This window comes from Aquamicrobium lusatiense (assembly GCF_014201615.1).
Lineage (GTDB): Bacteria > Pseudomonadota > Alphaproteobacteria > Rhizobiales > Rhizobiaceae > Mesorhizobium > Mesorhizobium lusatiense.
Window position 1 is genome coordinate 1697473 of the sequence record NZ_JACHEU010000001.1, and the last position, 23102, is coordinate 1720574.

21 protein-coding genes and 1 tRNA gene are annotated in these 23102 nt (G+C 61.9%); 13 read left to right on the forward strand and 9 right to left on the reverse strand.

The features are described 5' to 3' along the window. Positions 1-37: 37 nt before the first annotated feature. From HNR59_RS08095 to HNR59_RS08115, 5 genes are all read left to right on the forward strand, one after another. The gene (locus HNR59_RS08095; protein ID WP_183828390.1) at positions 38-472 is read left to right on the forward strand and encodes a MarR family transcriptional regulator; all 435 of its coding nucleotides are present in this window, start codon (positions 38-40) and stop codon (positions 470-472) included. Then, positions 465-1658, forward strand: a complete 1194-nt coding sequence (locus HNR59_RS08100; protein WP_183828394.1) for an HlyD family secretion protein — start codon at positions 465-467, stop codon at positions 1656-1658. The genes HNR59_RS08095 and HNR59_RS08100 overlap by 8 nt, the downstream gene beginning before the upstream one ends. Further along, positions 1645-3201 carry a DHA2 family efflux MFS transporter permease subunit gene (locus HNR59_RS08105; protein WP_183828397.1) on the forward strand — a complete coding sequence of 519 codons (1557 nt, stop codon included), beginning with the start codon at positions 1645-1647 and terminating at the stop codon, positions 3199-3201. The genes HNR59_RS08100 and HNR59_RS08105 overlap by 14 nt, the downstream gene beginning before the upstream one ends. A 303-nt stretch (positions 3202-3504) precedes the next feature. Beyond that, the gene (locus tag HNR59_RS08110) at positions 3505-4110 is read left to right on the forward strand and encodes a L,D-transpeptidase (RefSeq protein WP_183828400.1); all 606 of its coding nucleotides are present in this window, start codon (positions 3505-3507) and stop codon (positions 4108-4110) included. A 76-nt stretch (positions 4111-4186) separates the two neighbouring features. Next, positions 4187-4507 carry a c-type cytochrome gene (locus HNR59_RS08115; RefSeq protein WP_183828403.1) on the forward strand — a complete coding sequence of 107 codons (321 nt, stop codon included), beginning with the start codon at positions 4187-4189 and terminating at the stop codon, positions 4505-4507. Positions 4508-4550: 43 nt separating this feature from the next. On the opposite strand, the gene HNR59_RS08120 is transcribed toward HNR59_RS08115, so the two are convergent. Beyond that, positions 4551-5111, reverse strand: a complete 561-nt coding sequence (locus HNR59_RS08120) for a LysE family translocator (RefSeq protein ID WP_183828407.1) — start codon at positions 5109-5111, stop codon at positions 4551-4553. Positions 5112-5262: 151 nt separating this feature from the next. On the opposite strand from HNR59_RS08120, the gene HNR59_RS08125 reads away from it, so the two are divergent. Further along, positions 5263-5508 (forward strand): hypothetical protein, encoded by a 246-nt coding sequence (locus HNR59_RS08125; protein ID WP_183828410.1) that lies wholly within the window; start codon positions 5263-5265, stop codon positions 5506-5508. A 189-nt stretch (positions 5509-5697) separates the two neighbouring features. Here HNR59_RS08125 and HNR59_RS08130 read toward each other — a convergent pair whose 3' ends face one another. After that, positions 5698-6270 carry a DoxX family protein gene (locus HNR59_RS08130; protein ID WP_183828413.1) on the reverse strand — a complete coding sequence of 191 codons (573 nt, stop codon included), beginning with the start codon at positions 6268-6270 and terminating at the stop codon, positions 5698-5700. A gap of 176 nt (positions 6271-6446) precedes the next feature. On the opposite strand from HNR59_RS08130, the gene HNR59_RS08135 reads away from it, so the two are divergent. Further along, positions 6447-6863, forward strand: a complete 417-nt coding sequence (locus HNR59_RS08135; protein ID WP_183828416.1) for a c-type cytochrome — start codon at positions 6447-6449, stop codon at positions 6861-6863. Between the two features lie 79 nt (positions 6864-6942). Here HNR59_RS08135 and HNR59_RS08140 read toward each other — a convergent pair. After that, positions 6943-7019 (reverse strand) — tRNA-Pro (locus HNR59_RS08140). Between the two features lie 186 nt (positions 7020-7205). Here HNR59_RS08140 and HNR59_RS08145 point away from each other — a divergent pair. Together HNR59_RS08145 and HNR59_RS08150 are read left to right on the forward strand one after the other, a co-directional pair. Next, complete coding sequence (locus tag HNR59_RS08145; RefSeq protein WP_183828419.1) at positions 7206-8726, forward strand: phosphomannomutase/phosphoglucomutase; 1521 nt, start codon at positions 7206-7208, stop codon at positions 8724-8726. An 8-nt stretch (positions 8727-8734) separates the two neighbouring features. Beyond that, complete coding sequence (locus HNR59_RS08150) at positions 8735-10972, forward strand: mannose-1-phosphate guanylyltransferase/mannose-6-phosphate isomerase (protein ID WP_183828422.1); 2238 nt, start codon at positions 8735-8737, stop codon at positions 10970-10972. Here the strand turns inward: HNR59_RS08150 and betB are convergent. Genes betB through betI form a run of 4 tightly spaced genes read right to left on the reverse strand, consistent with a single transcriptional unit; the run spans position 10966 to position 16246 of the window. Continuing rightward, positions 10966-12429 carry a betaine-aldehyde dehydrogenase gene (betB, locus tag HNR59_RS08155; RefSeq protein ID WP_183828425.1) on the reverse strand — a complete coding sequence of 488 codons (1464 nt, stop codon included), beginning with the start codon at positions 12427-12429 and terminating at the stop codon, positions 10966-10968. The two genes, HNR59_RS08150 and betB, sit on opposite strands and share 7 nt — an antisense overlap. Before the next feature lie 45 nt (positions 12430-12474). After that, a complete protein-coding gene (betA, locus tag HNR59_RS08160) occupies positions 12475-14127 on the reverse strand; it encodes a choline dehydrogenase (protein ID WP_183828429.1) in 1653 nt (550 codons plus the stop codon). 2 nt (positions 14128-14129) lie between these two features. Then, the gene (betC, locus tag HNR59_RS08165; protein WP_210307230.1) at positions 14130-15656 is read right to left on the reverse strand and encodes a choline-sulfatase; all 1527 of its coding nucleotides are present in this window, start codon (positions 15654-15656) and stop codon (positions 14130-14132) included. Then, positions 15653-16246, reverse strand: a complete 594-nt coding sequence (gene betI / locus HNR59_RS08170) for a transcriptional regulator BetI (protein WP_183828432.1) — start codon at positions 16244-16246, stop codon at positions 15653-15655. The genes betC and betI overlap by 4 nt, the downstream gene beginning before the upstream one ends. A 175-nt stretch (positions 16247-16421) precedes the next feature. Here betI and HNR59_RS08175 point away from each other — a divergent pair, with 175 nt between their 5' ends. The 3 genes from HNR59_RS08175 (at position 16422) to HNR59_RS08185 (ending at position 19192) form a co-directional block, all read left to right on the forward strand. After that, positions 16422-17585 (forward strand): acetyl-CoA acetyltransferase, encoded by a 1164-nt coding sequence (locus HNR59_RS08175; protein ID WP_183828435.1) that lies wholly within the window; start codon positions 16422-16424, stop codon positions 17583-17585. A gap of 119 nt (positions 17586-17704) precedes the next feature. Continuing rightward, positions 17705-18709 (forward strand): asparaginase, encoded by a 1005-nt coding sequence (locus tag HNR59_RS08180; protein ID WP_183828438.1) that lies wholly within the window; start codon positions 17705-17707, stop codon positions 18707-18709. A gap of 6 nt (positions 18710-18715) precedes the next feature. Beyond that, positions 18716-19192 carry a GreA/GreB family elongation factor gene (locus HNR59_RS08185; RefSeq protein WP_183828441.1) on the forward strand — a complete coding sequence of 159 codons (477 nt, stop codon included), beginning with the start codon at positions 18716-18718 and terminating at the stop codon, positions 19190-19192. A 98-nt stretch (positions 19193-19290) separates the two neighbouring features. Here HNR59_RS08185 and HNR59_RS08190 read toward each other — a convergent pair whose 3' ends face one another. Continuing rightward, on the reverse strand, positions 19291-20589 hold the full coding sequence (locus tag HNR59_RS08190; RefSeq protein ID WP_183828444.1) for a methylmalonyl-CoA mutase family protein: 1299 nt from the start codon (positions 20587-20589) through the stop codon (positions 19291-19293). A gap of 196 nt (positions 20590-20785) precedes the next feature. Between HNR59_RS08190 and HNR59_RS08195 the strand changes: the two genes are divergently transcribed. After that, the gene (locus tag HNR59_RS08195) at positions 20786-22345 is read left to right on the forward strand and encodes a helicase HerA-like C-terminal domain-containing protein (RefSeq protein ID WP_183831450.1); all 1560 of its coding nucleotides are present in this window, start codon (positions 20786-20788) and stop codon (positions 22343-22345) included. 114 nt (positions 22346-22459) lie between these two features. Here HNR59_RS08195 and HNR59_RS08200 read toward each other — a convergent pair whose 3' ends face one another. Beyond that, positions 22460-22891, reverse strand: a complete 432-nt coding sequence (locus HNR59_RS08200) for a Ros/MucR family transcriptional regulator (protein WP_183828446.1) — start codon at positions 22889-22891, stop codon at positions 22460-22462. Positions 22892-23102 lie beyond the last annotated feature (211 nt).

A 23102-nucleotide genomic window follows, 5' to 3' on the forward strand; every position in this document is an offset into this window, starting at 1 on the left:
ATATCGATAGCAACCTACTAAATAGGAATGCATTCAAATGGACGCTGGCGAGTTGTTCGCCGTCGAACTGGCCCGTGTGAGCCGGCAGTGGCGAAAGCGCATCGATGAGCGGCTTCGGCATCTCGACCTGACGCAGGCGAGGTGGATGGTTCTGCTGCAGCTATCGCGCTCGGCGCCGGTATCGCAGCGCGAGCTTGCCGACATTATCGGCGTGGAGGGTCCGACACTGGTCCGGGTTCTCGACAATCTGGAACGTCAGGGACTGGTGCTGCGTCGCGCCTGCAAGGCCGACCGGCGTGTGAAGCTGGTGGAACTGGCCGAAGGATCTGCTCCGGTTCTTTCCGAGATAGGCCGGATTGCTGCGGATTTGCGTAACGAGTTGCTGGAAGGCGTGGCGCCCGAGGAATTGGAGCGCGCGCGCGAGCTTTTGAAAATCATTGGGGATCGTTTGGAGTCGGGCACCGGTGGATAAGGTTGTGGAATTGCGTAAGGACGAAAATGAACAGGTCGAAAGGCTGAAGCCGGAGGCGGCGCCTGCCGCTTCGGAAGCCGTGAAGCGGAGGGCCAGTGGGCGCAGCATGCGTGGCGGCAGAGCGAAACTGCTTGTACTTGTCGTCGGGCTTGTCGTCGCCGGGCTGGTGATCTGGCCCTGGCTGGCGCACCGCTGGAGCCATGTTGCCATCAACGATTCGCGCATTGCGGCCAATCTGGTGACGGTTGGCAGCGAGGTGAGCGGCCGTGTCGTCTCCATCGATGTGATTGCGGGCGATCAGGTGAAGAAGGGCGATCTTCTCGCCTCGATCGACAGCGAGACGGCAAGGCTCGAACTTTCGGCGCTTGATGCCCAGATTGAAGGCGTGAACGCGCAGCAGGCGCAGTTGCAGGCGCAGCAGGATATGGTTCGCACGCAGGTTGCGGCGAAACTGGCAGCCGGTGAAGCCCAGCTCACCGCAGCCGAAGCCAATCATCGGGCGAGCCAGGCGAGCCTCACGAATGCCAGCAGCCGCTTCGAGCGCGTCAACAGGCTGGCCAGCAGCAAGGTGACGTCCGAGCAGACGCTGGAGGAGGCGCAGGCGACGCTCTCCACTGCGACCGAGCAGGAAAAGTCGTCCGCTGCCGCAATCATGACGGCGCGGGCCAATCTGGACGTCGCCCGCTCGGAGGAAGCCCAGATCGCGGTGCTCGACCGCCAGATCGCGGTGCTGGAAAGCCAGAAGGCGGCCCTTGTCGCCCAGCGCGGCCAGAAGGAAGTCGATCTCGGACGGCGTGAAATCCGCGCCCAGTTCGACGGTGTCATCGACAGCACCTTCATCGAGGCGGGCGAATATGTGGGGCCGGGCACGCGCCTGCTCATCTACCACGATCCGAACGTCATCTGGATCGATGCCAATGTGAAGGAAACCGATTTCGGCAGGGTGAAGCTCGGCGCGCCTGCTGCCGTGACCGTTGATGCCTATCCGCAGCTCAAGGTGAGCGGCAAGGTCACGCGCGTCGGCGAGGCGGCAACCAGCCAGTTTGCCCTGCTGCCGAGCCCCAACCCGAGCGGCAACTTCACCAAGATCACGCAGCGCCTGCCGATCCGCATCGAGATCGATCAGCAGGAGGGCCTGCTGCGGCCCGGCATGATGGTGGAAGTGAGCGTCGATGTCGTCAATTGAGGGCCTGTTCGACCGCTACGGGCCATCCTATCGCTGGTTCGCCACGGGAACCGTGATGATCGCGACGATCGCGGTGGTCTTGTCCACGACGATTGTCAACGTCGCCATTCCCGACGTGATGGGCGCCTTCGGCATCAGCCAGGTGCAGGCGCAGTGGCTGTCGACGGGCTTTCTGGCGGCGATGACCGCGACCATGCTGGTGACGGACTGGGCCGACCGGGCCTTTGGCCAGCGCGCAACCATGGTGGGGGCGCTGGCTATCTTCATGGCCGGTTCGGTGCTGGGCGGCATTGCGCCGAACGAGACGGTTCTCACTGTCGCGCGCGTCATTCAGGGTGCCGCCGCCGGCGTTGTGCAGCCTCTGGCCATGATCCTGCTGTTTCAGGTGTTTCCGCCGAACCAGCGCGGTGCGGCCATGGGCATATTCGGCATCGGCGTGGTTCTGGCGCCTGCGCTCGGACCGTGGATCGGCGGCCTCCTGATCGATGCCTTCAGCTGGCGTTATGTTTTCTACCTTGGTATTCCTTTCGCCCTGATCGGCATCGTTTTGTCCAATCTGTTCCTTCCCGTGCGGACCCAGACCGGTCCGCGGCCCGGTTTCGACTGGGGCGGAATGGTGTTGCTGTGCCTGTTTCTCGCCTCGATCCTGAATGCGCTGACCAATGCCCAGCGCCTTGGCTGGTCTTCCGATCCCATTCTGTTGCAGTTTGCTGTCGCCGCCGTTGCAATCGCCGGCTTCATCTGGTGGGAGACGACCACAGCCAGACCAATGCTCGACCTGCGGCTGTTCACCAGCGTGCCGTTCTCTGCTGCATCTCTGGTCGCCTTCATCATGGGGGCGGGCCTGTTCGGCTCCACCTATCTCGTGCCGCTGTTCGTTCAGACCATACAGGGGCTGACACCGACGCAGGCCGGCCTTTTGCTGATGCCGTCCGGCTTCGTGCTGGTCGTGGTGTTCCCGATCGCCGGACGCATGTCGGACAAGGTGCCTGCCGGCTATCTCATCGCTGTCGGCATGATTCTCTTCGCGTGGTCGTCATGGCTGACCGCATCGGTCAGCGTCGATACCGCATTCTGGACGCTGGCCTGGTGGGTGGTGATCTCGCGCATCGGTCTTGGCCTGCTGTTCCCGTCGCTGACGGCGGGCTCGCTCAAGGTGCTGCCCCGCGAGCTGGTGGCGCAGGGGTCCGGCGCCATCAACTTCATCCGCCAGCTTGGCGGCGCCTTCGGCGTCAATCTGCTGGCCGTGTTCCTGGAGCGGCGCACCGTCTACCATGCCGACGGGCTGACCGCGACGCAGACCAGTCACAATCCGGCGACCATGGATCTGCTGGGCACGGTGTCGGGTATCGCCAAGGCAGGCGGTTTGCCCGACTATCAGCAGCTTCCCGCAGCCATCCAGTTTCTGAGCCAGATGATCGCCATTCAGGCCAACACGCTGGCATTTCATGACGGTTTCCTTATCGTCATGCTGGTGTTCCTGATTGCGCTGGTGCCAACCTGGATGCTGCATCGTGCCCAGCGCAAGCCGCATGGCCAGTAACGCCATGGCTCAGGATGGGAAAGCGCCAGCCCCGTTTTGAAGCGGTGCGGCTGCCGAATGTCCCGTTACAGGGGCGATTGCGTTTCACTTCGGCACGAAATCTCATGGCATGAGATGTGCTTGTTCAAACCTGCCGGCTCTGCCGGTGGCCCGGAGCGCACCGGGCCGGCTGTCGGGGTGGGCGGGCTTGGCTGCCCCGGCAGTCACCGTGCATCGCTACGGCATGCCGCCATGACGCGACAATAAATTGTTAACCATACTGACCTAACCAATTCAGCAACATAAACTGAATAGGGGCGGCACATGTCGATTTCGCGCAGGGGCTTCATCATCGGGCTGCCATTGCTGATGGCAGGCTGCGCAACCTCTCAATATGCAAATTATGGCGCCATTCCGGGTGAGCGGTTTCCGCTGCCGGCCATACCTGCATCGGAAGTGAAGCCGGAGCTGCGCCGCACCGAAGTGGCATTTGGCGGGGATTATGCTGCCGGCACCATCGTGGTGAACACGCCGGAACGCCGGCTCTATTACGTTCTCGGAAATGGCCGTGCCATACGCTACGGTATAGGCGTCGGTCGCCAGGGCCTTGCATTGCGCGGCAATGCGACGATCGGCCGAAAGGCCGAATGGCCAAGCTGGACGCCGACGGCCAACATGATGCGGCGCGATCCGCGCAACCGCCGGTATGCCGGCGGCTTGCCGGGCGGACCCAACAATCCACTGGGCGCGCGGGCGCTCTATCTCTACCGCGACGGACGCGACACCATGTTCCGCATCCACGGCACCAACCAGCCGAGCACCATAGGCAAGGCGGTTTCCAGCGGCTGCATCCGCATGCTCAATCACGATGTCATCGATCTTTACGAACGCGTGACGCCGGGCACGCGCGTGGTGGTTATCCAGTCCTGACAGGGAGCCTGTTTAATCTGGTTCGGCGGTTCGCTTCTGAACCGCCCGTTAACCATTTCCATAGACAAGCGAACTCATGAAACGCCTAGCCATTGTTCTGTTAGCCACAGCGTTCACCGTCCCTGCGCAGGCCGAAGACCTCGTCAGAAGGGGCCGCCAGATCGCGGAGATGAATTGCTTGCCGTGTCATGCCATCGGCGCCGGGGATGAAAGCAAGCATCCGCAGGCGCCGCCCATGCGTGACCTGTCGAAGCGCTATCCTCTGGATGCGCTCGAAGAAGCCTTTGTGGAAGGCATTTACAGCGGCCATCCCGATATGCCGGAATTCAAGGCCACTTCGGATCAGGTAACGGCCCTGCTTGCCTATCTGGATACGATCCAGTCCGACAGCCGATAAGGTTGTGGTGTCAGCAGCGCCTTGAGCGCCGACGAGCCGGGGATCAGCCGGCAATGGCGCTGGAAGCCGCCATCAGCGAAAACAGGCCGATGACGACAGCAGCAAGCCGGTAGGCGTGCGGCCTGACAGCTTTGGGCAGCGACGAGCCGCAGACTGTCCAGACCGCTCCGGCGATCAGCGACAGGCAAAGGAACGATGCGACCGCACCCGAGCGCAACTCCGGGCTCATGGCCGGGATGAGGAGGGCGCCCACCAGCATCGCCTTCGGATTGAGAAGGGTCGTCATGAAAACCCGGAGCAGGGCGGCGGACCTTTCCGTTGCGATGGCGTTTACTGGTTGGTTCCAGAGCTTCCATGCCGAAAACAGCAGCCAGACCGCAGCAATTCCCTTCATGACCGGCATCGCGGCGGCGACATCGGCGAAGCTTTGCACAAGAAGCAGATAGGCCGTGACGGCGACCAGATAGCCTGCCGCCTCCGCCACAGGAAGCACCATGGCGCGACGCCAGCCCATCGCTGCCCCCGATGCCGCGAGGATCGTGTTTGTCGGGCCGGGCGTGATCAGCACCATGATGGCGGCGATGACGAATGATACGAAAGACATCTGCTCTCTGTCCTCAGGTCATCCACTGATAGCAGGCTCTCTGTAACGTGGATTGACCAGAATCAAGACACAGGCGGATTGCCGGGCCCAGCCCTCGTGGAACCGCTTACGGCCATTGGCGTTGAGGGTCGCGCCCGCAAAGGAGATTGCGATGCACAGATTGTGGTTCAACATGGCGATGCTGGGCATCGAGGCTCAGCAGGTGATCTGGCTGCGGACCATGAAGCTTGCCATGGGCGGCAAGCGGGGAGAGCGCGAGGCGCGCCGCATGGTGAGCGAGAAGGTCGCTGCGGCAGGTCAGGCCTCCGTCCAGATCGCGCGGGGCGCTTCGCCCGACAAGGTGGTGAAAGGCTACCGCAAGAAGGTGCGGGCCAATGCGCGACGCCTTTCGCGCTGACTGACTGCCCTCAGCACTTTGGGGCAGATGGCTGGCTAAAACCGGGAGGCTCTGGTCTCAGCAGGATCGCGTTATCAGGCCGCTGCTTCCTGCCGGTTTGCGGGAGTCGCCTGCACCCGTCGAAACAACGGGTGCAGGCGATCCCTTTACTTTCGCATGCGATCCTCACTGTCCGGCGGATCAGTGCGTTCAGAATTCCCGTCCAATCAGCAGGCGATCAACGGAAATCCGACCTCCGCCAAACGCTGCTATCAGCGCGGCCCCGGCCGACCAGAAAGTCGAGTTGAATTCGGCTTTGGACTGGACCTGATGCAGGAATGCAGCACCACCGTCGGAGAGCAGCCGTGCTTGGCCATCAGCAGTGAGATACTGAAGATTATCCTTCAGAAATTCCATTCCTTCAGCAGTAAGGAAAGCGTCGCCGTAAGGGTGGGTGATGTGGAACCAGATGGTGACCACCAGCATCACGGCATTGGCCAGAGCGATGGGGCGTGTAAAAAGGCCAACGGCGATCATGGCCCCTCCCACAAACTGCATGATGGCCAGCAGCGGCGAGAAGAACCAGCCGGGATAGAGGCCAAGTCCTTCGACAAACCCGGTTTGCGCAAAGGGTGCAATGATCTTCGGCCAGCCCTCGATCATCAACAGACCGCCGATAACAATTCTGAACGCCGCCCATCCATATGGCTGCGCGAAGTTTCGATAGAACGGGCCCAAAAAGGGCATGAAAAGACCGGCGTCTTTAGGGGAGACTTCAGACATGTGTTTCGGCACCTTAGCGGAGGATGGGAGGGTTATGCGAACCCTCACGGAGATTGATCCTGCCGGTGTCAGCCGTCAATATCGATGGATAGCAGGCAATCTGTATTCTATGAATGTTGCCGAATTCCCGCGGCATCGCGATCGTGACATGCCGAAAATCTGAGGCGGTCCGACACATGTTTTGGCGCGATGCCGGCGTTTTGTCTTGTGCAGCGGGATTGGTTCGGGCCGCGCTGTTCCTCACTTTGACGACGGCTTCCGCCGCCCCTGCAGATATTGCAGCCGGGGAACAGATATTTCGCAAATGCGCCCCCTGCCACAACATAACCAGAAACGGCAATCGAATGGGGCCTCACCTCATGGGGATTGTTGGCCGCGAGATTGGCTCGGTCCCGGACTTCCGGTCCTATTCGCAGGCAATGAAAAGTGCCGGACAGGAAGGACGAGTGTGGACCGAGGAACTGCTGGCCGAATTCCTCTACAGCCCGAGAAGAACCATTCCGGGGAATTCCATGCGGTTTCTGGGGCTATGGAGCGATGAGGATATCAGGAACCTCATTGCATATCTGAAATCAGCTTCCCCGCACCGATGACCCGGCCTCTCCTGATTGTTTCAGGCGGAGCCTTAAGGGGAGGGGAGAAAAATCGGGAAAACTAACTGATTGTTTTAACTGGTCGGAGTGGCAGGATTTGAACCTGCGACCCCGTCGTCCCGAACGACGTGCGCTACCAGGCTGCGCTACACTCCGTGACCAGTGGCGGGCTTATAACGCCGCGAATCTGTTCCTGCAAGCGGCAATGACACGACAATTTGCCTGTTTGTCACGATTGTTTGTGAACATGGCAGGATGGTGCGAGAATAACCCCCTTTAAAGGCTTTGCTGATAGGCAATGCGGCAGAGTTGCGTGTTAAAAAGGTGCGGGGGCCTGCTCAATTGAAGCTCAGGATCGTAGAACAGGCGAGGCCGAATACGTTCGGGTTCGAGACTTCGGCGCTGATTAAACCGACCGGCTTTCGCGAATATGACGCGCGCTGGTGGTTCGGCCGTCCGGGCGCTGAAAAGGAGCCGGAACTCAATCTGATCGGCGTGCAGGCGCTGGGCATGGGACTGGCGACGCTGATCCGCCGCATGGGCATCGGCCCCGAGATCGTGACAGGGCATGACTTCCGCGAATATTCGCTTGCGATCAAGCTCGCGCTGGTGTCGGGCCTGATGGCCGCCGGCGCGAAGGTGAAGGACATTGGCCTTGCCCTTTCGCCCATGGCCTATTTCGCGCAGTTCGCGCTCGACACGCCTTCGGTCGCCATGGTCACCGCTTCGCACAACGAAAACGGCTGGACCGGCGTGAAGATGGGCGCGCAGCGGCCGCTGACCTTCGGGCCCGACGAAATGTCGGCATTGAAGAAAATCGTTCTGGAAGGCGACTTCGATCTCGTCGGCGGTGGTTCCTACGAATTCGTGCCCGATTTTCGCGAGACTTATCTCGATGATCTGGTCGCGGGAAAACGGATCTCACGCAAGCTCAGGGTGGTGGCCGCCTGCGGCAACGGCACGGCGGGCGCCTTCGCCCCGCAGGCGCTGGAGCGAATCGGCTGCGAGGTGATTCCCCTCGACGTCGAGCTGGACCACAGCTTCCCGCGCTACAATCCGAACCCGGAAGACATGCAGATGCTGCATGCCATTCGCGACAAGGTGCTGGAGACCGGCGCTGATGTGGGCCTCGGCTTCGATGGCGACGGCGACCGCTGCGGCGTGGTCGACAATGAAGGCAACGAGATCTTCGCCGACAAGGTCGGCGTCATGCTGGCGCGTGACATTTCGCAACAATATCCCGGCTCGTCATTCGTCGTGGACGTCAAATCGACGGGCCTGTTCAAGACCGATCCGCAATTGCAGGCCAACGGCGCTGTAACCGATTACTGGAAGACCGGCCATTCCTACATCAAGCGCCGGGTGGCCGAGCTTGGCGCCATCGCCGGCTTCGAGAAATCCGGCCACTTCTTCTTCAACCCGCCGATCGGGCGCGGCTATGATGACGGGCTGGTGACGGCGATTGCCGTGTGCGGCATGCTCGACCGCAACCCGGGCAAGTCGATGGCAGATCTCTATCGGGAATTGCCGGTCACCTATGGCACGCCGACCATGTCGCCGCATTGTGACGACGAATTGAAATATGGCGTGGTCGAGCGCGTGCTGGCCGATTTCGAGGCGATGAAAGCCGCCGGAGAACGCTTTGCCGGACAGGCGATTGTCGATCTGGTGACGGTGAACGGCGTTCGCGTCGTGGCCGAGGATGGCACCTGGGGGCTGATACGGGCGTCGTCCAACAAGCCCGAGCTGGTGGTGGTGGTGGAAAGCCCGGTCTCGGCGGAACGGCGGCGCGAAATGTTCGAGGCGCTGGATGCCGTATTGCGGCGCAGCCCGGAAGTCGGTCCCTACAACCAGACATTTTGAGCGTGACCATGAGTGACCTTATCGCCTGTTTCGTGATGAGCGGCGGCGTGGGATCGCGGCTGTGGCCGCTTTCTCGCGAGGACAATCCCAAGCAGTTTCACGATCTGTCAGGCGATGGGTCGATGCTCGCCAAGACGCTGCGGCGCATGACAGGCCGGACGGCGGGTGCTGCACCTGTGTTCCTGATCGCATCCGAACGCCATGCCGGGCGCGTGCATGGCGACATCAACGGCATCGATCTCGCTGGCGGCGGCGTGCTGTTCGAGCCGGTGGGGCGCAATACGGCCGCCGCCGTGGCGCTGGCTACGCTGCGCACGCTGGCCGATTTCGGCGACAGCCTCGTGCTGGTGGTTCCTTCCGACCACGAAATTTCCACCACCGCGCAGTTCTGGCAGACGGTGGAGCAGGGCGTGCCGGCAGCTGGCGCGGGCAGGCTGGTGGTGTTCGGCATTCGTCCCGATCAGCCCGAAACCGGCTATGGCTATATCGAGGTCGGCGCGGAGCAAGGCGGCGTGTTCGATGTCTCGCGCTTCGTGGAAAAGCCCGATACCGAGACGGCGCAGAAATATCTCGCGGCAGGCAATTACTATTGGAATGCAGGCATCTTCCTGTTCCGGGCAAGCGTGATGCGCGATGCTTTCCTGCGCTTCCAGCCGGAAATCTGGAAAGCCACGGAGAAAGCTTTCGCTGCGGCAACCAGCGATCTTTCCGGGCTCTATATGCCGGAGGATCTCTATGCGGCGATCCCGTCCGATTCCATCGACTATGCCGTCATGGAACGCGCCGAAGGCATCGCCATGGTGCCGGCGGGTTTCCGCTGGAACGATCTCGGTTCGTGGCAGTCGCTGCTCGATGTCGGGCCTTCCGACGAAAACGGCAATGTCATCATCGGCGATGTCGTCGCCATCGATTGCGAGAACTCTTATATCCGCAGCCATGGCCGGCTTCTGTCGGCGGTCGGCCTCAAGGATACGGCCGTGGTCGCCACCGCCGACGCGACCTTCGTGGCGCCTGTCTCGCACAGCCAGAATGTGCGCAAGGTGGTGCAGCAGCTCGAAAAGAGCGGAAGGCTGGAAACGCGCTTCACGCCTTCGCATGACCGCGTGGTGGAAAGTGGCGCGTGGCGCAGCCGCGTGCGGCACTGGCTGTTCGATGAGGCGCTGCCCTTGTGGTCGACCGTCGGCGTGGACGAGCGCCATGGCGGGTTTCATGAGGCGCTGGGGCTGGATGCCGTGCCGCTGGCCAGGCCGAAGCGCATGCGCACCATGGCGCGGCAGGTCTACGGTTTCGCGGTCGCGGGGTCGCGCGGCTGGGACGGGCCTGCCGACCGGCTGATCGCGCACGGGCTGGAGTTCATGTCGCGCGGGCGCACCGACCGGGGCGGCTGGGTGCGCACTCTCAATGTCGACGGCTCGGTAAACGACGCGACGGAGGACGCCTACGACCATTCCTGCGTGCTTCTGGCGCTCGCCCACGCTCATATGTGCGGCAATCCCGATGCGCTGAGGCTTGGCCGGGAAACCTTCGCTTTCCTCGACGAGCATCTGGAGGACAGCAGCCTTGCCGGTTTTCTTGAAGCGCCGGAGGGTGGCAGCCTGCGCCGTTCCAACCCGCATATGCATCTGCTGGAAGCGTTTCTGGCCTGGCATGAGGCGACCGGCGACAGGACCTATCTGCGCCGTGCCGCCCGCATCGTCGATCTGTTCCGCAGCTATTTCTTCGACGCCGATTCATGGACCGTCGGCGAATTTTTCGAGGATGGCTGGGCGCCTGCGCCGGACGGCAAGGGCGACTGGACCGAACCCGGCCATCATTTCGAATGGGCCTCGCTGCTGATCGACTTCGCCAATCGCAGTGGCCAGAAGAGCCTGACCGCCTATGCCCGCAAGCTCTATGCCTCGGCGGTGGCCAACGGCCTGAACCGCGCGACCGGCCTTGCCTATGGCGCGGTGTCAAAGCAGGGCATGCCGCTCGATCTGGTGTCGCGAAGCTGGCCGCAGACGGAAGCGATCAAAGCCTCGATCGCGCTGGACCGGGCCGACGGGCCGGACCTGAAGCCCGAGATCGAGGCGCGCGTGGGCCGCCTGTTCCGCTGGCATATCGATCCGGCACCGGTGGGGCTGTGGGTCGATCGCATCGACGAACGCGGCCGCTCGGTGGCGACCGAAGTGCCGGCCTCGATCTTCTATCACCTCGTCTACGCGCTGATGCAGTATCTGGACGCGACGGCGGAGACAGGTCAGTAGGGGCTGTCGACGTCGCCGGTCTCCACATAGACCGACTTGATCTGCGAATAGTGCTGCAGGGCGGCCAGCGAATTCTCGCGCCCGATGCCCGACTGCTTGTAACCGCCGAACGGCATCTCGACCGGGGTGAGATTATAGGCGTTGATCCAGCAGGTGCCGGCCTGCAACTCAGCGATGACGCGGTGTGCGCGGGGCATGTCGCGGGTGAAGACGCCGGCGGCAAGGCCGAACTCGGTGCCGTTGGCGCGGCTGATCACCTCGTCTTCATCCTCGAAGGACAAGACGCTCATCACGGGGCCGAAAATCTCCTCGCGCGCGATGCGCATCGTGTCGGTGACGCCGGTGAAGACGGTCGGTTCGACGAAGAACCCGCCGTCGAAACCTTGCAGGGCGGGGGCATTGCCGCCACAGGCGAGGACAGCACCTTCCTGCTTGCCGGCCTCGATATAGGACAGCACACGCTGATGTTGGGCCTTACTGACAAGCGGCCCCATCTGGGTTTCAGGGTCGAGCGGGTCGCCGATGCGGATTTTCTTGGTGCGTTCGACAAGGCGTTCGACAAACCGGTCGTGCATACCCTTTTGGACGAAGACGCGGGTGCCGTTGGAGCAGACCTGCCCCGTGGAGTAGAAATTGCCGAGCATCGCGCCGCCGATGGCGTTTTCGAGATCGGCATCGTCGAAGACGATGAGCGGCGACTTGCCGCCAAGCTCCATGGTGGCGTGCTTCATGTCGGCTCCGGCCTGTGCCAGAACGCGCTTGCCTGTTGCGACCGAACCGGTAGCCGACACCTTGGCCACGGACGGATGACCGACAAGGGATGCGCCGACGTCGCCATAGCCCTGCACCACGTTGAACAGGCCATCCGGCAGGCCGGCTTCGGAATAGATTTCGGCCAGCGCCAGCGCTGACAAGGGCGTGTTTTCGGAGGGCTTGAACACCATGGCGTTGCCCATGGCGAGCGCAGGAGCGGATTTCCAGCCGGCGATCTGGATCGGATAGTTCCACGCGCCGATGCCGACGCAGACGCCGAGCGGTTCGCGGCGCGTATAAGCGAAGGGGCCGCCGAGGTCGATGAACTCGCCGTTGAAGCTGGCAATGGCGCCTGCGAAATATTCGAGGCAGTCGGCGGCGGAAGGGGCGTCCGCCACCAGCGTTTCCTGAATGGCCTTGCCGGTGTCCAGCGTTTCAAGCCGCGCCAGAGCCTCATTGCGCTCGCGCAGAATATCGGCGGCGCGGCGCAGGATGCGGCCGCGCTCGACCGGCTTGAGGCGCGCCCATTCGGCCTGCGCGGCGCGCGCCGACTCGATGGCCAGCTCGATGATGTTGGGCGTCGCCGCATGCAGCGTTGCGATGCACTCGCCGGTTGCCGGATAGATGACGGCGATCTCGGCGCCGCGGTCATCGTCGATGTAACGTCCATTGACGTAATGCGAGGCGGTCGGCTGGGCGCGCATGGCAGGCTCCGGTAATTCCATCGGATCGGTTGAAGGGACTTTGGCTTATCTGTCCGACTGTTGCCAGCGCGGATTGATCCAGGGTTCCTGATTGGACGGCGGCAGCGGGGCGCGGCCGAGAATATGATCGGCGGCCTTTTCGCCGGTCATGATCGACGGTGCGTTGAGGTTGCCGTTGGTGATACGCGGGAAGATGGACGAATCCGCGACACGCAGACCTTCAACGCCGATGACCCGGCATTCGGGGTCCACAACGCTCATCGGATCGTCGGCCCGGCCCATGCGGCAGGTGCCGCAGGGATGCAGCGCGCTCTCGGCATGATCGCGAATGAAGGCGTCGAGGTCCTCGTCGGTCTGCACATGGCCGCCCGGAGAAATCTCGCTGCCGCGATAGGGATCGAAGGCGGCCTGCGCGAAAATTTCGCGGGTCAGGCGGATGCAGTGACGAAATTCGGTCCAGTCATCCGGATGCGACATGTAGTTGAAGCGGATGACCGGCTTGTCCCATGCATCGGGCGAACGCAATGTGACGGAGCCGCGCGATCTGGAGCGCATGGGGCCGACATGCGCCTGAAAGCCATGTGTGTTGGCAACCGCCTTGCCATCATAGCGCACGGCGGCGGGGATGAAATGATACTGGATATCCGGGTAGTCGATGCCGGCGGCGGAGCGCAGGAAGGCGGCTGCCTCGAAATGGTTGGTGGCGCCGAGACCGCTCTTGAACAGCAGCCACTGTGCGCCGATCAGCGCCTTTGAGATCGGATTAAGAACCGAGTTCAGCGTGATCGGCTTGGTGGATTCCTGCTGGATATAGAGTTCCAGATGATCCTGGAGATTGGCGCCCACACCCGGCCGGTCGGCAACAATGGCGATGCCGTTGTGGTGCAGATGCCGCGCGGGGCCGATGCCGGAAAGCATCAGGATTTTCGGCGAGTTGATCGAGGATGCAGCGACGATCACCTCACGTCGCGCTTTAACAAGCTGAATCTGTCCGCGAACTTCGATCTCGATGCCGGTGGCGCGTTGATTCTCGATGATGACTTTACGTGCGAAGCCACTGACCAGACTCACATTTCTGCGTTTGAGGGCAGGGCGCAGATAGGCATTGGCGGTGGACCAGCGCCGGCCGCGATGGATGGTCTGTTCCATCGGCCCGAAACCTTCCTGCTTCGAGCCGTTGTAGTCAGCGGTCAGCTCGAAACCGGCCTGCTGGCCGGCCTCGATGAAGGCGGCGTAGAGAGGGTTTGCGCGCTTGCCGCGCTGGACGTGCAGGGGTCCGCTGGTTCCGCGCCAGCCTTGCTCGCCGCCATGGGAATGCTCCATGCGCTTGAAGTAGGGCAGCACGTCGGCATAGCTCCAGCCGGCAGCGCCTTCCTCCGCCCAATGGTCGAAATCGCGGGCGTGGCCACGCACATAGACCATGCCGTTGATGGAGGAGGATCCGCCCAGAACCTTGCCGCGCGGCGTGGCGAGAACCCGCCCGCCCAGATGCGGTTCCGGCTCGCTGGAAAAACCCCAGTCGTAGAGCGGCATGTTGAGCGGGATCGACAAAGCGGACGGCATCTGAATCAGTGGGCCGTAATCGGTGCCGCCATATTCGATGACGATGACCGAATGCTTTCCATCCTCGGACAGTCGGTAAGCCATGGCCGAGCCGGCGGAACCGGAACCGATGACGACGAAGTCTGCCTCATGCATGGCTATTCACCTCGCGGAAAGCGCTTCTGTTCTTCGAGGGTGTTGAGATCCATGTGGTTGCGCATGTAGCGTTCGGACGCTTTTTGCAGAGGCTGGAAATCCCACGGGAAGTAAGCGCCGTTGCGCAGCGCGGGATAGACGACCCAGCGCTGTGCCTGGCTCTGGCGCACGGCCGCGTCGAAGGCGGCCATGTCCCAGCGCGTACGGACTTTTTCCATGAAGACAGCGACCAGACCGGCATTTTCGGGAGCGGCCGCAAGGTTTTCCCGTTCGAGCGGATCCGATTCCAGATCAAACAGTTGCGGCGGGTCTATCTCGCAGTGCACGAACTTGTGCTTGCCCTCGCGGATGGCGACCAGCGGGGCATAGGAGCCCTCCGCCGCATATTCCATCAGTACCGGCTCGCTGCGCTCTTTGCCCTGCATGAGGGGCTTCAGCGACTGCCCGTCCGTCCATGGCATGATTGCGGAAATGTCGATGCCGGCGAGGTCGCAGAGGGTGGGACAGATGTCGAGGTTGGAGACAGGCGCGTCGATACGGGAAGGCGCGATGCCTTTGCTCGCGATCATCAGCGGAACGCGCGCGGAACCTTCGAAGAAGCTCATCTTGAACCACAGGCCGCGCTCGCCCAGCATGTCGCCATGGTCGGAACAGAACAGGATGATCGTATCGTCGGCCATCCGCGTGCGGTCGAGCACGTCCAGCAATTCGCCGACCTTGTCGTCGATATAGGAGATGTTGGCGAGATAGCCTTGCCGCGCGCGGTGCACCTGCTCGGGCTTGATGTCGAAACTGGCATAGTCGCTGGCGATATAGAGGCGCTGGGAATGCGGGTCCTGCTCGTCCTGGGCAATGAAGCCCACCTCCGGTTCCAGCTGCGGGCAGTCCTCGTAGAGGTCCCAGTACTTGCGGCGCGCTACATAGGGGTCGTGCGGGTGGGTGAAGGAGACGGTCAGGCACCAGGGGCGGCGGTTTTCCTCGCCGGACTGGCGCGACAGGTCGTAGAGTTTCTGGCCGGCGAGGAAGGCGACCTCGTCGTCATACTCCATCTGGTTGGTGATCTCGGCGACGCCCGCGCCGGTGACGGAGCCCAGATTATGATACCACCAGTCGATGCGTTCGCCCGGCTTGCGGTAGTCCGGCGTCCAGCCGAAATCGGCCGGATAGATGTCGGTGGTCAGCCGCTCTTCGAAGCCGTGCAACTGATCCGGTCCGACGAAGTGCATCTTGCCCGACAGGCAGGTGTGGTAGCCGGCGGCGCGCAGATGATGGGCGAAGGTGGGAACCGATGAGGCGAATTCGGCGGCGTTGTCATAGACGCCGGTGCGTGAGGGAAGCTGGCCGCTCATGAACGAGGCGCGGGCAGGCGAGCACAGGGGGGAGGCGGTGTAGTTGTTGCGGAAACGGGCCGAGCGGGCCGAAAGCGCGCGAAGATTAGGCGCATGAAGAAATTCGGCCGGGCCATCGGGAAACAGGGTTCCGGCAAGCTGGTCGACCATGAGGATCAGGATGTTAGGCCGGTTGCTCATGATGAATTCGCCTGTTGTCTGAGTTTCGCATCGACATAGTCCTCGACCAGCGAGGCCACACTTGCGGGATTGGGAAGACCGTCACGCAAGGCGCGGCGGATGTAGAGCCCGTCGATCATGGCCGCGATTGCTTCCGCCATGCGCCGGGCTTCCGTGCGGCCTGCCAGTGGAACGAGCGCGCTCAACAGGTTCGAGTGCTGACGCCTTGCATAAACCCGCAGCAGGCGGCGCAAGGGCGGGGAGTTCTGAGCCTCCACATAAAAGGCCAGCCAGGCATGCACGGTTTCCTCGCGAAACTGCGCGGCATTGAAATTGACGGCGATGATCGCCGACAGCCGTTCGCGCGCGGTGCTGGCCTTTTGAAGCGCCACGACCGCATCACGGCCGAGATCGGCCAGTAATTGTCGCATCGTGGCCTGCAAAAGCACTTCTTTCGGGCCGAAATAGTGATGCGCAAGGGCGGAGGAAACGCCGGCGCGCCCGGCGATCTCCGAAACGGTCACGTTCAGCGTGCCGCGTTCGCCCACGGTGGAAATGGTGGCGTCGATCAGCGCCCGGCGGCGCAAGGGCTCCATTCCGATTTTTGGCATGCTTGTCTCTCCTTAGGTCAAGTGTATTTTTGATTGACTGATCAATCAATAAAAAATCGAGCAATTTGTACCTGACCCACAACAAGGTGCTTTACGAGGCCGGCGGGGTGGTTATCCTGCGCGGATTAGAGCGCCGTGATCAGCCGGACAGCTGAACGGACAGGGAGATGTTGTCATGATCGCATGTATCGTCGGCTGGGCGCATTCGCGCTTCGGCAAGCTGGAAGGCGAAACGCTGGAAAGTCTGATCACCAAGGTAGCCGCTGAAGCGCTGGAGCATGCGGGCATCGGACCGGAAGACGTGGGCGAGATCGTGCTCGGTCATTTCAACGCAGGATTTTCGGCACAGGATTTCACGGCGAGCCTGGTGCTCCAGACAGATGACCGCCTGCGCTTCAAGCCGGCGACGCGGGTGGAGAACGCCTGCGCGACCGGATCGGCTGCGGTGCGGCAGGGCATCCGGGCCGTCGACTCGGGCGCGCGCTTCGTTCTCGTGGTGGGTGCCGAGCAGATGACGACCACACCGGGACCGGAGATCGGCGCCAATCTCCTGAAGGCATCCTATCTGCCGGAAGACGGCGACACCCCGGCGGGCTTCGCCGGCGTGTTCGGCAAGATCGCCCATGCCTATTTCCAGCGTCATGGCGACCAGTCGGACGCGCTTGCGGCCATTGCCGCCAAGAACCACAAGAATGGCGTTGAAAATCCCTATGCGCAGATGCGCAAGGATCTGGGTTACGACTTCTGCCGGCAGGAAAGCGAGAAGAACCCCTATGTGGCGGGACCTCTCAAGCGCACCGACTGCTCGCTCGTCTCGGACGGCGCTGCAGCGATTGTGCTGACCGATACCACGACGGCGCTGTCCATGCGCCGCGCCATCGCCTTCCGTGCCAATGAGCATGTGCAGGATTTCCTGCCGATGTCGAAGCGCGACATCCTGCTGTTCGAGGGCTGCGAACAGGCCTGGGCGCAGGCGCTGAAGAAGGCCGGCGTGACGCTGCACGATCTGTCTTTCGTGGAGACGCATGACTGCTTCACCATTGCCGAACTGATCGAATATGAGGCGATGGGACTGGCGAAGCGCGGCGAGGGCGCGAAGCTGGCGCTCGAAGGCTATACGGCCAAGGACAGCAAGCTGCCGGTCAATCCTTCCGGCGGACTGAAATCAAAGGGCCACCCGATCGGCGCGACGGGGGTTTCGATGCATGTGCTGACCTCGATGCAGCTTGCGGGCGAGGCGGGCGGCATTCAGGTGCCCAATGCAAAGCTTGGGGGCATCTTCAACATGGGAGGCGCTGCTGTCGCCAACTATGTGTCGATTCTCGATCGTATCCGCTAAAGCGGATTCATAACTGACGCGAAGCGCGCGAGCGCTGCGAGCGGTTTTCGCAGTTCCGAAATTAGATCGCCTCGTGATTCAATTTCGGAATTGCTCTGGCCTGGGAGGAGCCGGCAGACGTGACAAATCCGGTACTGGCAGAGGTTCTTCGCGGAACTCTGGTGGAAAGCGTTCATCGTGGTTCGGTGGCGGTTTTTGATGGCGACGGAAAATCCGTCTGGGAAATCGGGGAGACGCACCGACCAGTCTTTCCCCGCTCTGCGGTAAAGCTCATTCAGGCCCTGCCTCTGGTCGAGAGCGGCGCGGCGGACGCCTATGGATTTGGAGATCGTGAGCTGGCTCTGGCTTGCGCGTCGCATTCCGGCGAACCTCTTCATGCCGAGACGGCGCTTTCGATGCTGCTGCGCGCGGGGCTGGATGAAACAGCGCTGGAATGCGGCTGCCACTGGCCGGACAATCATGCCGCCACCATAGCGATGGCGCGGGCAGGCGGTGAACCCAATGCGCTGCACAACAACTGTTCCGGTAAGCATGCCGGATTTCTCTGCACCTGCTGCCATTCCGGCATCGCCCATGAGGGCTATGTGAAGGCGGATCACAGGCTGCAGGGGCTGGTGCGTGATGCCATGGAGGCGGTGACCGGGGCGGCCCATGAGGTGGACATTTGCGGCACTGACGGTTGCTCGATCCCGACTTATGCGGTTCCGCTGCGCAATTTCGCGGTTGGGTTTGCCAGAATAGCGACCGGAAACGGCTTGCAGCCGGAGCGGGCAAAGGCCGGACGGCGGCTGATGTCGGCCTGCATGGCGGAGCCTTTCATGGTTTCGGGAACCGGCCGTGCCGACGAAGCTCTGATGAAGGCCGCACCCGGCCGCATCTTCGTCAAGATGGGGGCAGAGGGCGTCTATTGCGCCGCGGTGCCGGAACTGGGCTTCGGTATCGCGCTGAAATGCGATGACGGAGCCGTCCGCGCGGCCGAAGCGATGATTGCGGGCGTTTTGGCCAAGCTTCTTGAAAAGGACGAGCCGCTTGCGGATGAACTGCGGAAGCTGGCGCACAAGCCTATCATGAGCCGCAACGGCGCTAAGGTTGGCGAGGTCCGCCCGGCCGCATTTGCGGACTGAACCGCCATGAGCAGGGCTTTTACCCGGGAGGACGATAACGAAAGTGCGATTGCAGCCCTCGGCGAGCGCCCTGTGAGCCCGCATCGCAATCTCGTCACGCAACGCGGTCTGGCGCTTATCGAGGCGGAAATCGTTCGGTTGCGCGAAGAGATCGTGCGGGCCGAGGCCGAAGGGGATCGGGAACGACTGGAGCTTGCCGCACGCGATCTGCGGTATTGGGGAGCGCGGCGCGAGAATGCCGAGCTGTCCGTTCCGGATGCCGATTCTGATGTCGTCCGCTTCGGCATGACCGTAGCGCTGGAAGATGAAGACGGCAGGACGGCCAGATGGCAGATCGTGGGGGAGGACGAGGCCGAGCCTGCCAAAGGGTCGATCTCGCATATCTCACCCATGGCGCAGGCTCTCTTCGGCCAGAAGGTTGGCGAGCTGATCACCGTCAACGGTCGCGAATGGGAGATCGTCGACCTGATCGCAGAAGCTTGAAGACGACTGGCCGCCCAGAGCGTTTCCAGGAAAAGTGGAAACACTTTTCCGGTTCGGAAAAGCGACAAACCGAAGGCTCCAGGCGAAAGCGGGTCCTTTTATTCCTGTGCGACCGTTTCCACGCTTCCGTCGAACAACAGGGGATGCAGAGCCTCGCAGAAGACCACGCCATCCGTCGGCGCCGGATGGCGCTCTGCGGAGAGGGTCGGCACGGAGGCCGCAGCATCAGCGTTCTGTTGAGTTGCTGATACGGTCCGGCGCTGACTGGCCGAAGTCTTTACCCGGCTCTGGATGTGACCGGCTTTCAGGCTCGGCAGAATCCCGCCTTCCTGCTCGATCCGCTGAAATTCCGCCCAGCCCTGCTGGCAAAAATCTTCGACCAGTTCATCGACGTCGGAAAGGTCCGCCTGTTCCTGAGCGACAAGCATCTGCAGGTTACGCGCGATACGGCGGGCATTTCCTTCCGGCAGGCCGTGAGCAATCGTGTGCGGCAGAACCGCGATCGAATCAGCACCGCCAGCGGCAGCGCCAAAAACGGCAGCGGCATTGCGGGCGACATTGCCGGAAAGATCCTGTCGCCCGACGATGCGCATGGAGGTTTCTGCGTGGATTTCGGTGGGCGTCGGTGAAATTGAAAAGCTTTCCTGAAGGCGCGCCCAGAGTAGGCGCAGAGCCTTGATCTTGGCGGCAGATGCCAGAGCATCGTCATCGACGCCAACGGCAAACCCGATATGCGGGGCGGCATAGACCAGAGCTTGCCTGGCTTCCTGAAACAGGCGCAGATGCGCTGCGGCGGAAGCCAGCATGGCACCAAGCTCCTGCGCTTCGGTCGCGCCGGCATTGTGCAGAACGCGGCCGTCCGCTTCGAGCAGGATGCCGGGTACATCCATGGCGAAGAAATAGGCCAGAGATTGCGGCATAGAGGCCTGCAATGCCTCGATGGTCATGCGCAGACGGCCCGTGCCGGCAAATGTCGCGGCCGGATCTATGCCGAAGGACAGGTTGAGACGTGAAGGGTCGATATTTCCCTTGCCAAGGCTTCCAACCAGCCAGTCGGCCATGGCGCGGCTGGCGGGGTGAACGTCAAGCCGAAGGTAGATCCTGTCGAGCGGCACATCTTCAAGAATCCGTCCGAGCGCCTGAGGCGTCCCCGGCAGACCATACCCAAATGCATTGGGAGCGCCGTCGAAAACCAGCGCAAGCCCGGTCGCGCCTTGCGCGAGATCGTCCGCGATCTGGGCGCGCGCGCGCTCCACATCTGGGTCGTCAATGCGCTGACAGATCGCCCAGCGCGGTTTGCCGGAGGCAGGTGCGATAGCGCCGTCGCCAAGCGCCTGTTCGGCAATAGCTTTCCAACGGTTGTCCTGGCCGTGGCGATCTGCTGCTGTGTCGGTCAAGAATCTGGTCCTTTACTGCTATCCGGGAGAGCGCCGCGCCGGCCCGGATGTGGTGCACTGTAAGGTCCCTGTTCACGTACGGCAATGCAGCAGATGAGGCGGGAGGGAACTTGCACCTTTGAATTTGGCTTTCGCCTTACTATACCTGCGAAGCTGGCCGGTTTCCTGCCGGCCAATCGATCGCGGAGAATTCATGATGGCGGCTGAAGACAGCATTTTCCTGGGTGCCAGCCGAAAGCCTGATGACAGCTATCAGCGGCCGGAGGAATTGCTGCTGCGTTATGGCAACCGCCACGGGCTGGTTACCGGCGCAACGGGTACGGGTAAAACCGTGACCTTGCAGGTGCTGGCGGAGGGTTTTTCCAATGCCGGCGTGCCCGTGTTCTGCGCCGACATAAAGGGTGACCTTTCAGGTATCGCCATGATGGGCGAGGCGAAAGATTTTTTGCAGAAGCGGGCCGCAGAAGTCCGCCTCGATCCTTATGAGTTTCAGGAATTTCCGGTCATCTTCTGGGATCTGTTCGGCGAGCAGGGACACCCCGTTCGCGCCACCATTTCCGAAATGGGGCCGTTGCTGCTGTCGCGGCTGATGAACCTGACCGACGCGCAGGAAGGGGTGATGAACATTGCCTTCCGTATCGCCGACGAGGAGGGCCTTCTACTCCTCGACATGAAGGATCTGCAGGCGCTTCTGGCAAATCTGGCAGAGCGGGCCCCGGAAATCGGAGCACGCTACGGCAACGTCACAAAGCAGTCGGTCGGTGCCATTCAGCGGTCGCTGCTGATTCTTGAGCAGCAGGGCGGTAACCATTTTTTCGGCGAGCCGGCGCTGCGCATTGACGATCTGATGCGTACCACGCGTGACGGGCGCGGCGCCATCAACGTGCTTGCCGCCGACAAGCTGATGATGAGCCCGCGCCTTTATGCGACTTTCCTGCTGTGGCTGATGTCGGAACTGTTCGAGGTGCTGCCCGAAGTCGGCGATCCCGACAAGCCGAAGCTGGTCTTCTTCTTCGACGAGGCGCATCTGCTGTTCGACGATGCACCCAAGGCGCTGGTCGACCGGGTGGAGCAGGTGGTGCGACTTATCCGCTCGAAGGGGGTTGGCGTTTATTTCGTGACCCAGAATCCGCTCGACGTGCCGGAAACCGTGCTCGCGCAACTGGGTAATCGTGTACAGCATGCCCTGCGCGCCTATACGCCCCGCGAGCAGAAGGCGGTGAAAACCGCAGCCGACACGTTTCGCCACAATCCGGATTTCAATTGCGCCACGGCAATCACCCAGCTTGGCACCGGCGAGGCGCTGGTTTCCACGCTGGAGGAAAAGGGCGTGCCTTCGATGGTGCAACGCACATTGATCCGTCCGCCCTCCTCAAGGCTTGGGCCAATCACACCGCAGGAACGGCAGGATATTCTCAGCGTCAGCCCTGTCGCCGGCCAGTATGACCAGCCGATCGATCGCGAATCCGCTTTTGAAATGCTACAGAAGCGCGCTGCCGAGGCTCAGACAGCGCAGCAGCCACAGCAGCAGACCCGGAGCCAGACGGGTGGCGGAGGAGGGGGCGGGTGGACCTTGCCGGATTTTGGCAGCACACCCGCACCGACCAGCCGCACGCGCAAAGCGCCGGCGCCGCGCACATCGAACCGGCAGACCGTTACGGAAGCCGCTGTTAAGTCGGTTGTGCGTTCAGTGGGATCTTCGATCGGGCGCGCTTTGGTGCGTGGCATTCTGGGTAGCCTGACCCGCAAGCGCTGATTTGTGCCGGCGGCGCTTAAACGGAACTCTGCTCGGAACAGTCCGGAACATTGAACGTCTAAAAAGAAAACGGCGCCACAAGGCGCCGTTTCTTCATTCGTCAGGTAATCTGTATCAGCGCGCCTTGCGCTTGCGGCCGAGGCCCATCTGCTTGGCAAGTTCCGAACGAGCGGCTGCATAGCTGGGAGCAACCATCGGATAATTGGCATCCAGGCCCCACTTCTCGCGGTACTGCTCAGGCGTCAGATTGTAGTGTGTCATGAGATGGCGCTTGAGCGATTTGAACTTCTTGCCGTCTTCAAGGCAGATGATGTAGTCGTCATGGACCGATCTCTTGGGATTGACTGCCGGCTTCTGCTTGTCGACGGGCAGGGGCTCGGGCGACGCGCTGCCGGCGACGCGGCCAAGGGCTGCATGGACATCGGCGATCAGATTGGAGAGCTCGGATGCCGGAACGGGGTTGTTGCTCACATAGGCTGCGACGACATCAGCAGTAAGTTCGATAAGCGTATCGATATTTTTCGGGAACGTGTCGGCAGTGTCCATGTTCGTGAAATCCCAACGAGAGACATGATAACGATGCCGATGATCAGCGCATGGCATCTGCGGAATTTAATGGCAGGAGCGTCAGCGATTCGCTCAGCGTCAACTTCATGATCCCAGATGACTGTCAAGTCAATCGCATATGTTCTTTGGTGGCATAATGCTCAATGATTTTTTTTGACCGCCTAGTTCAATTATCAATACACAACTACAT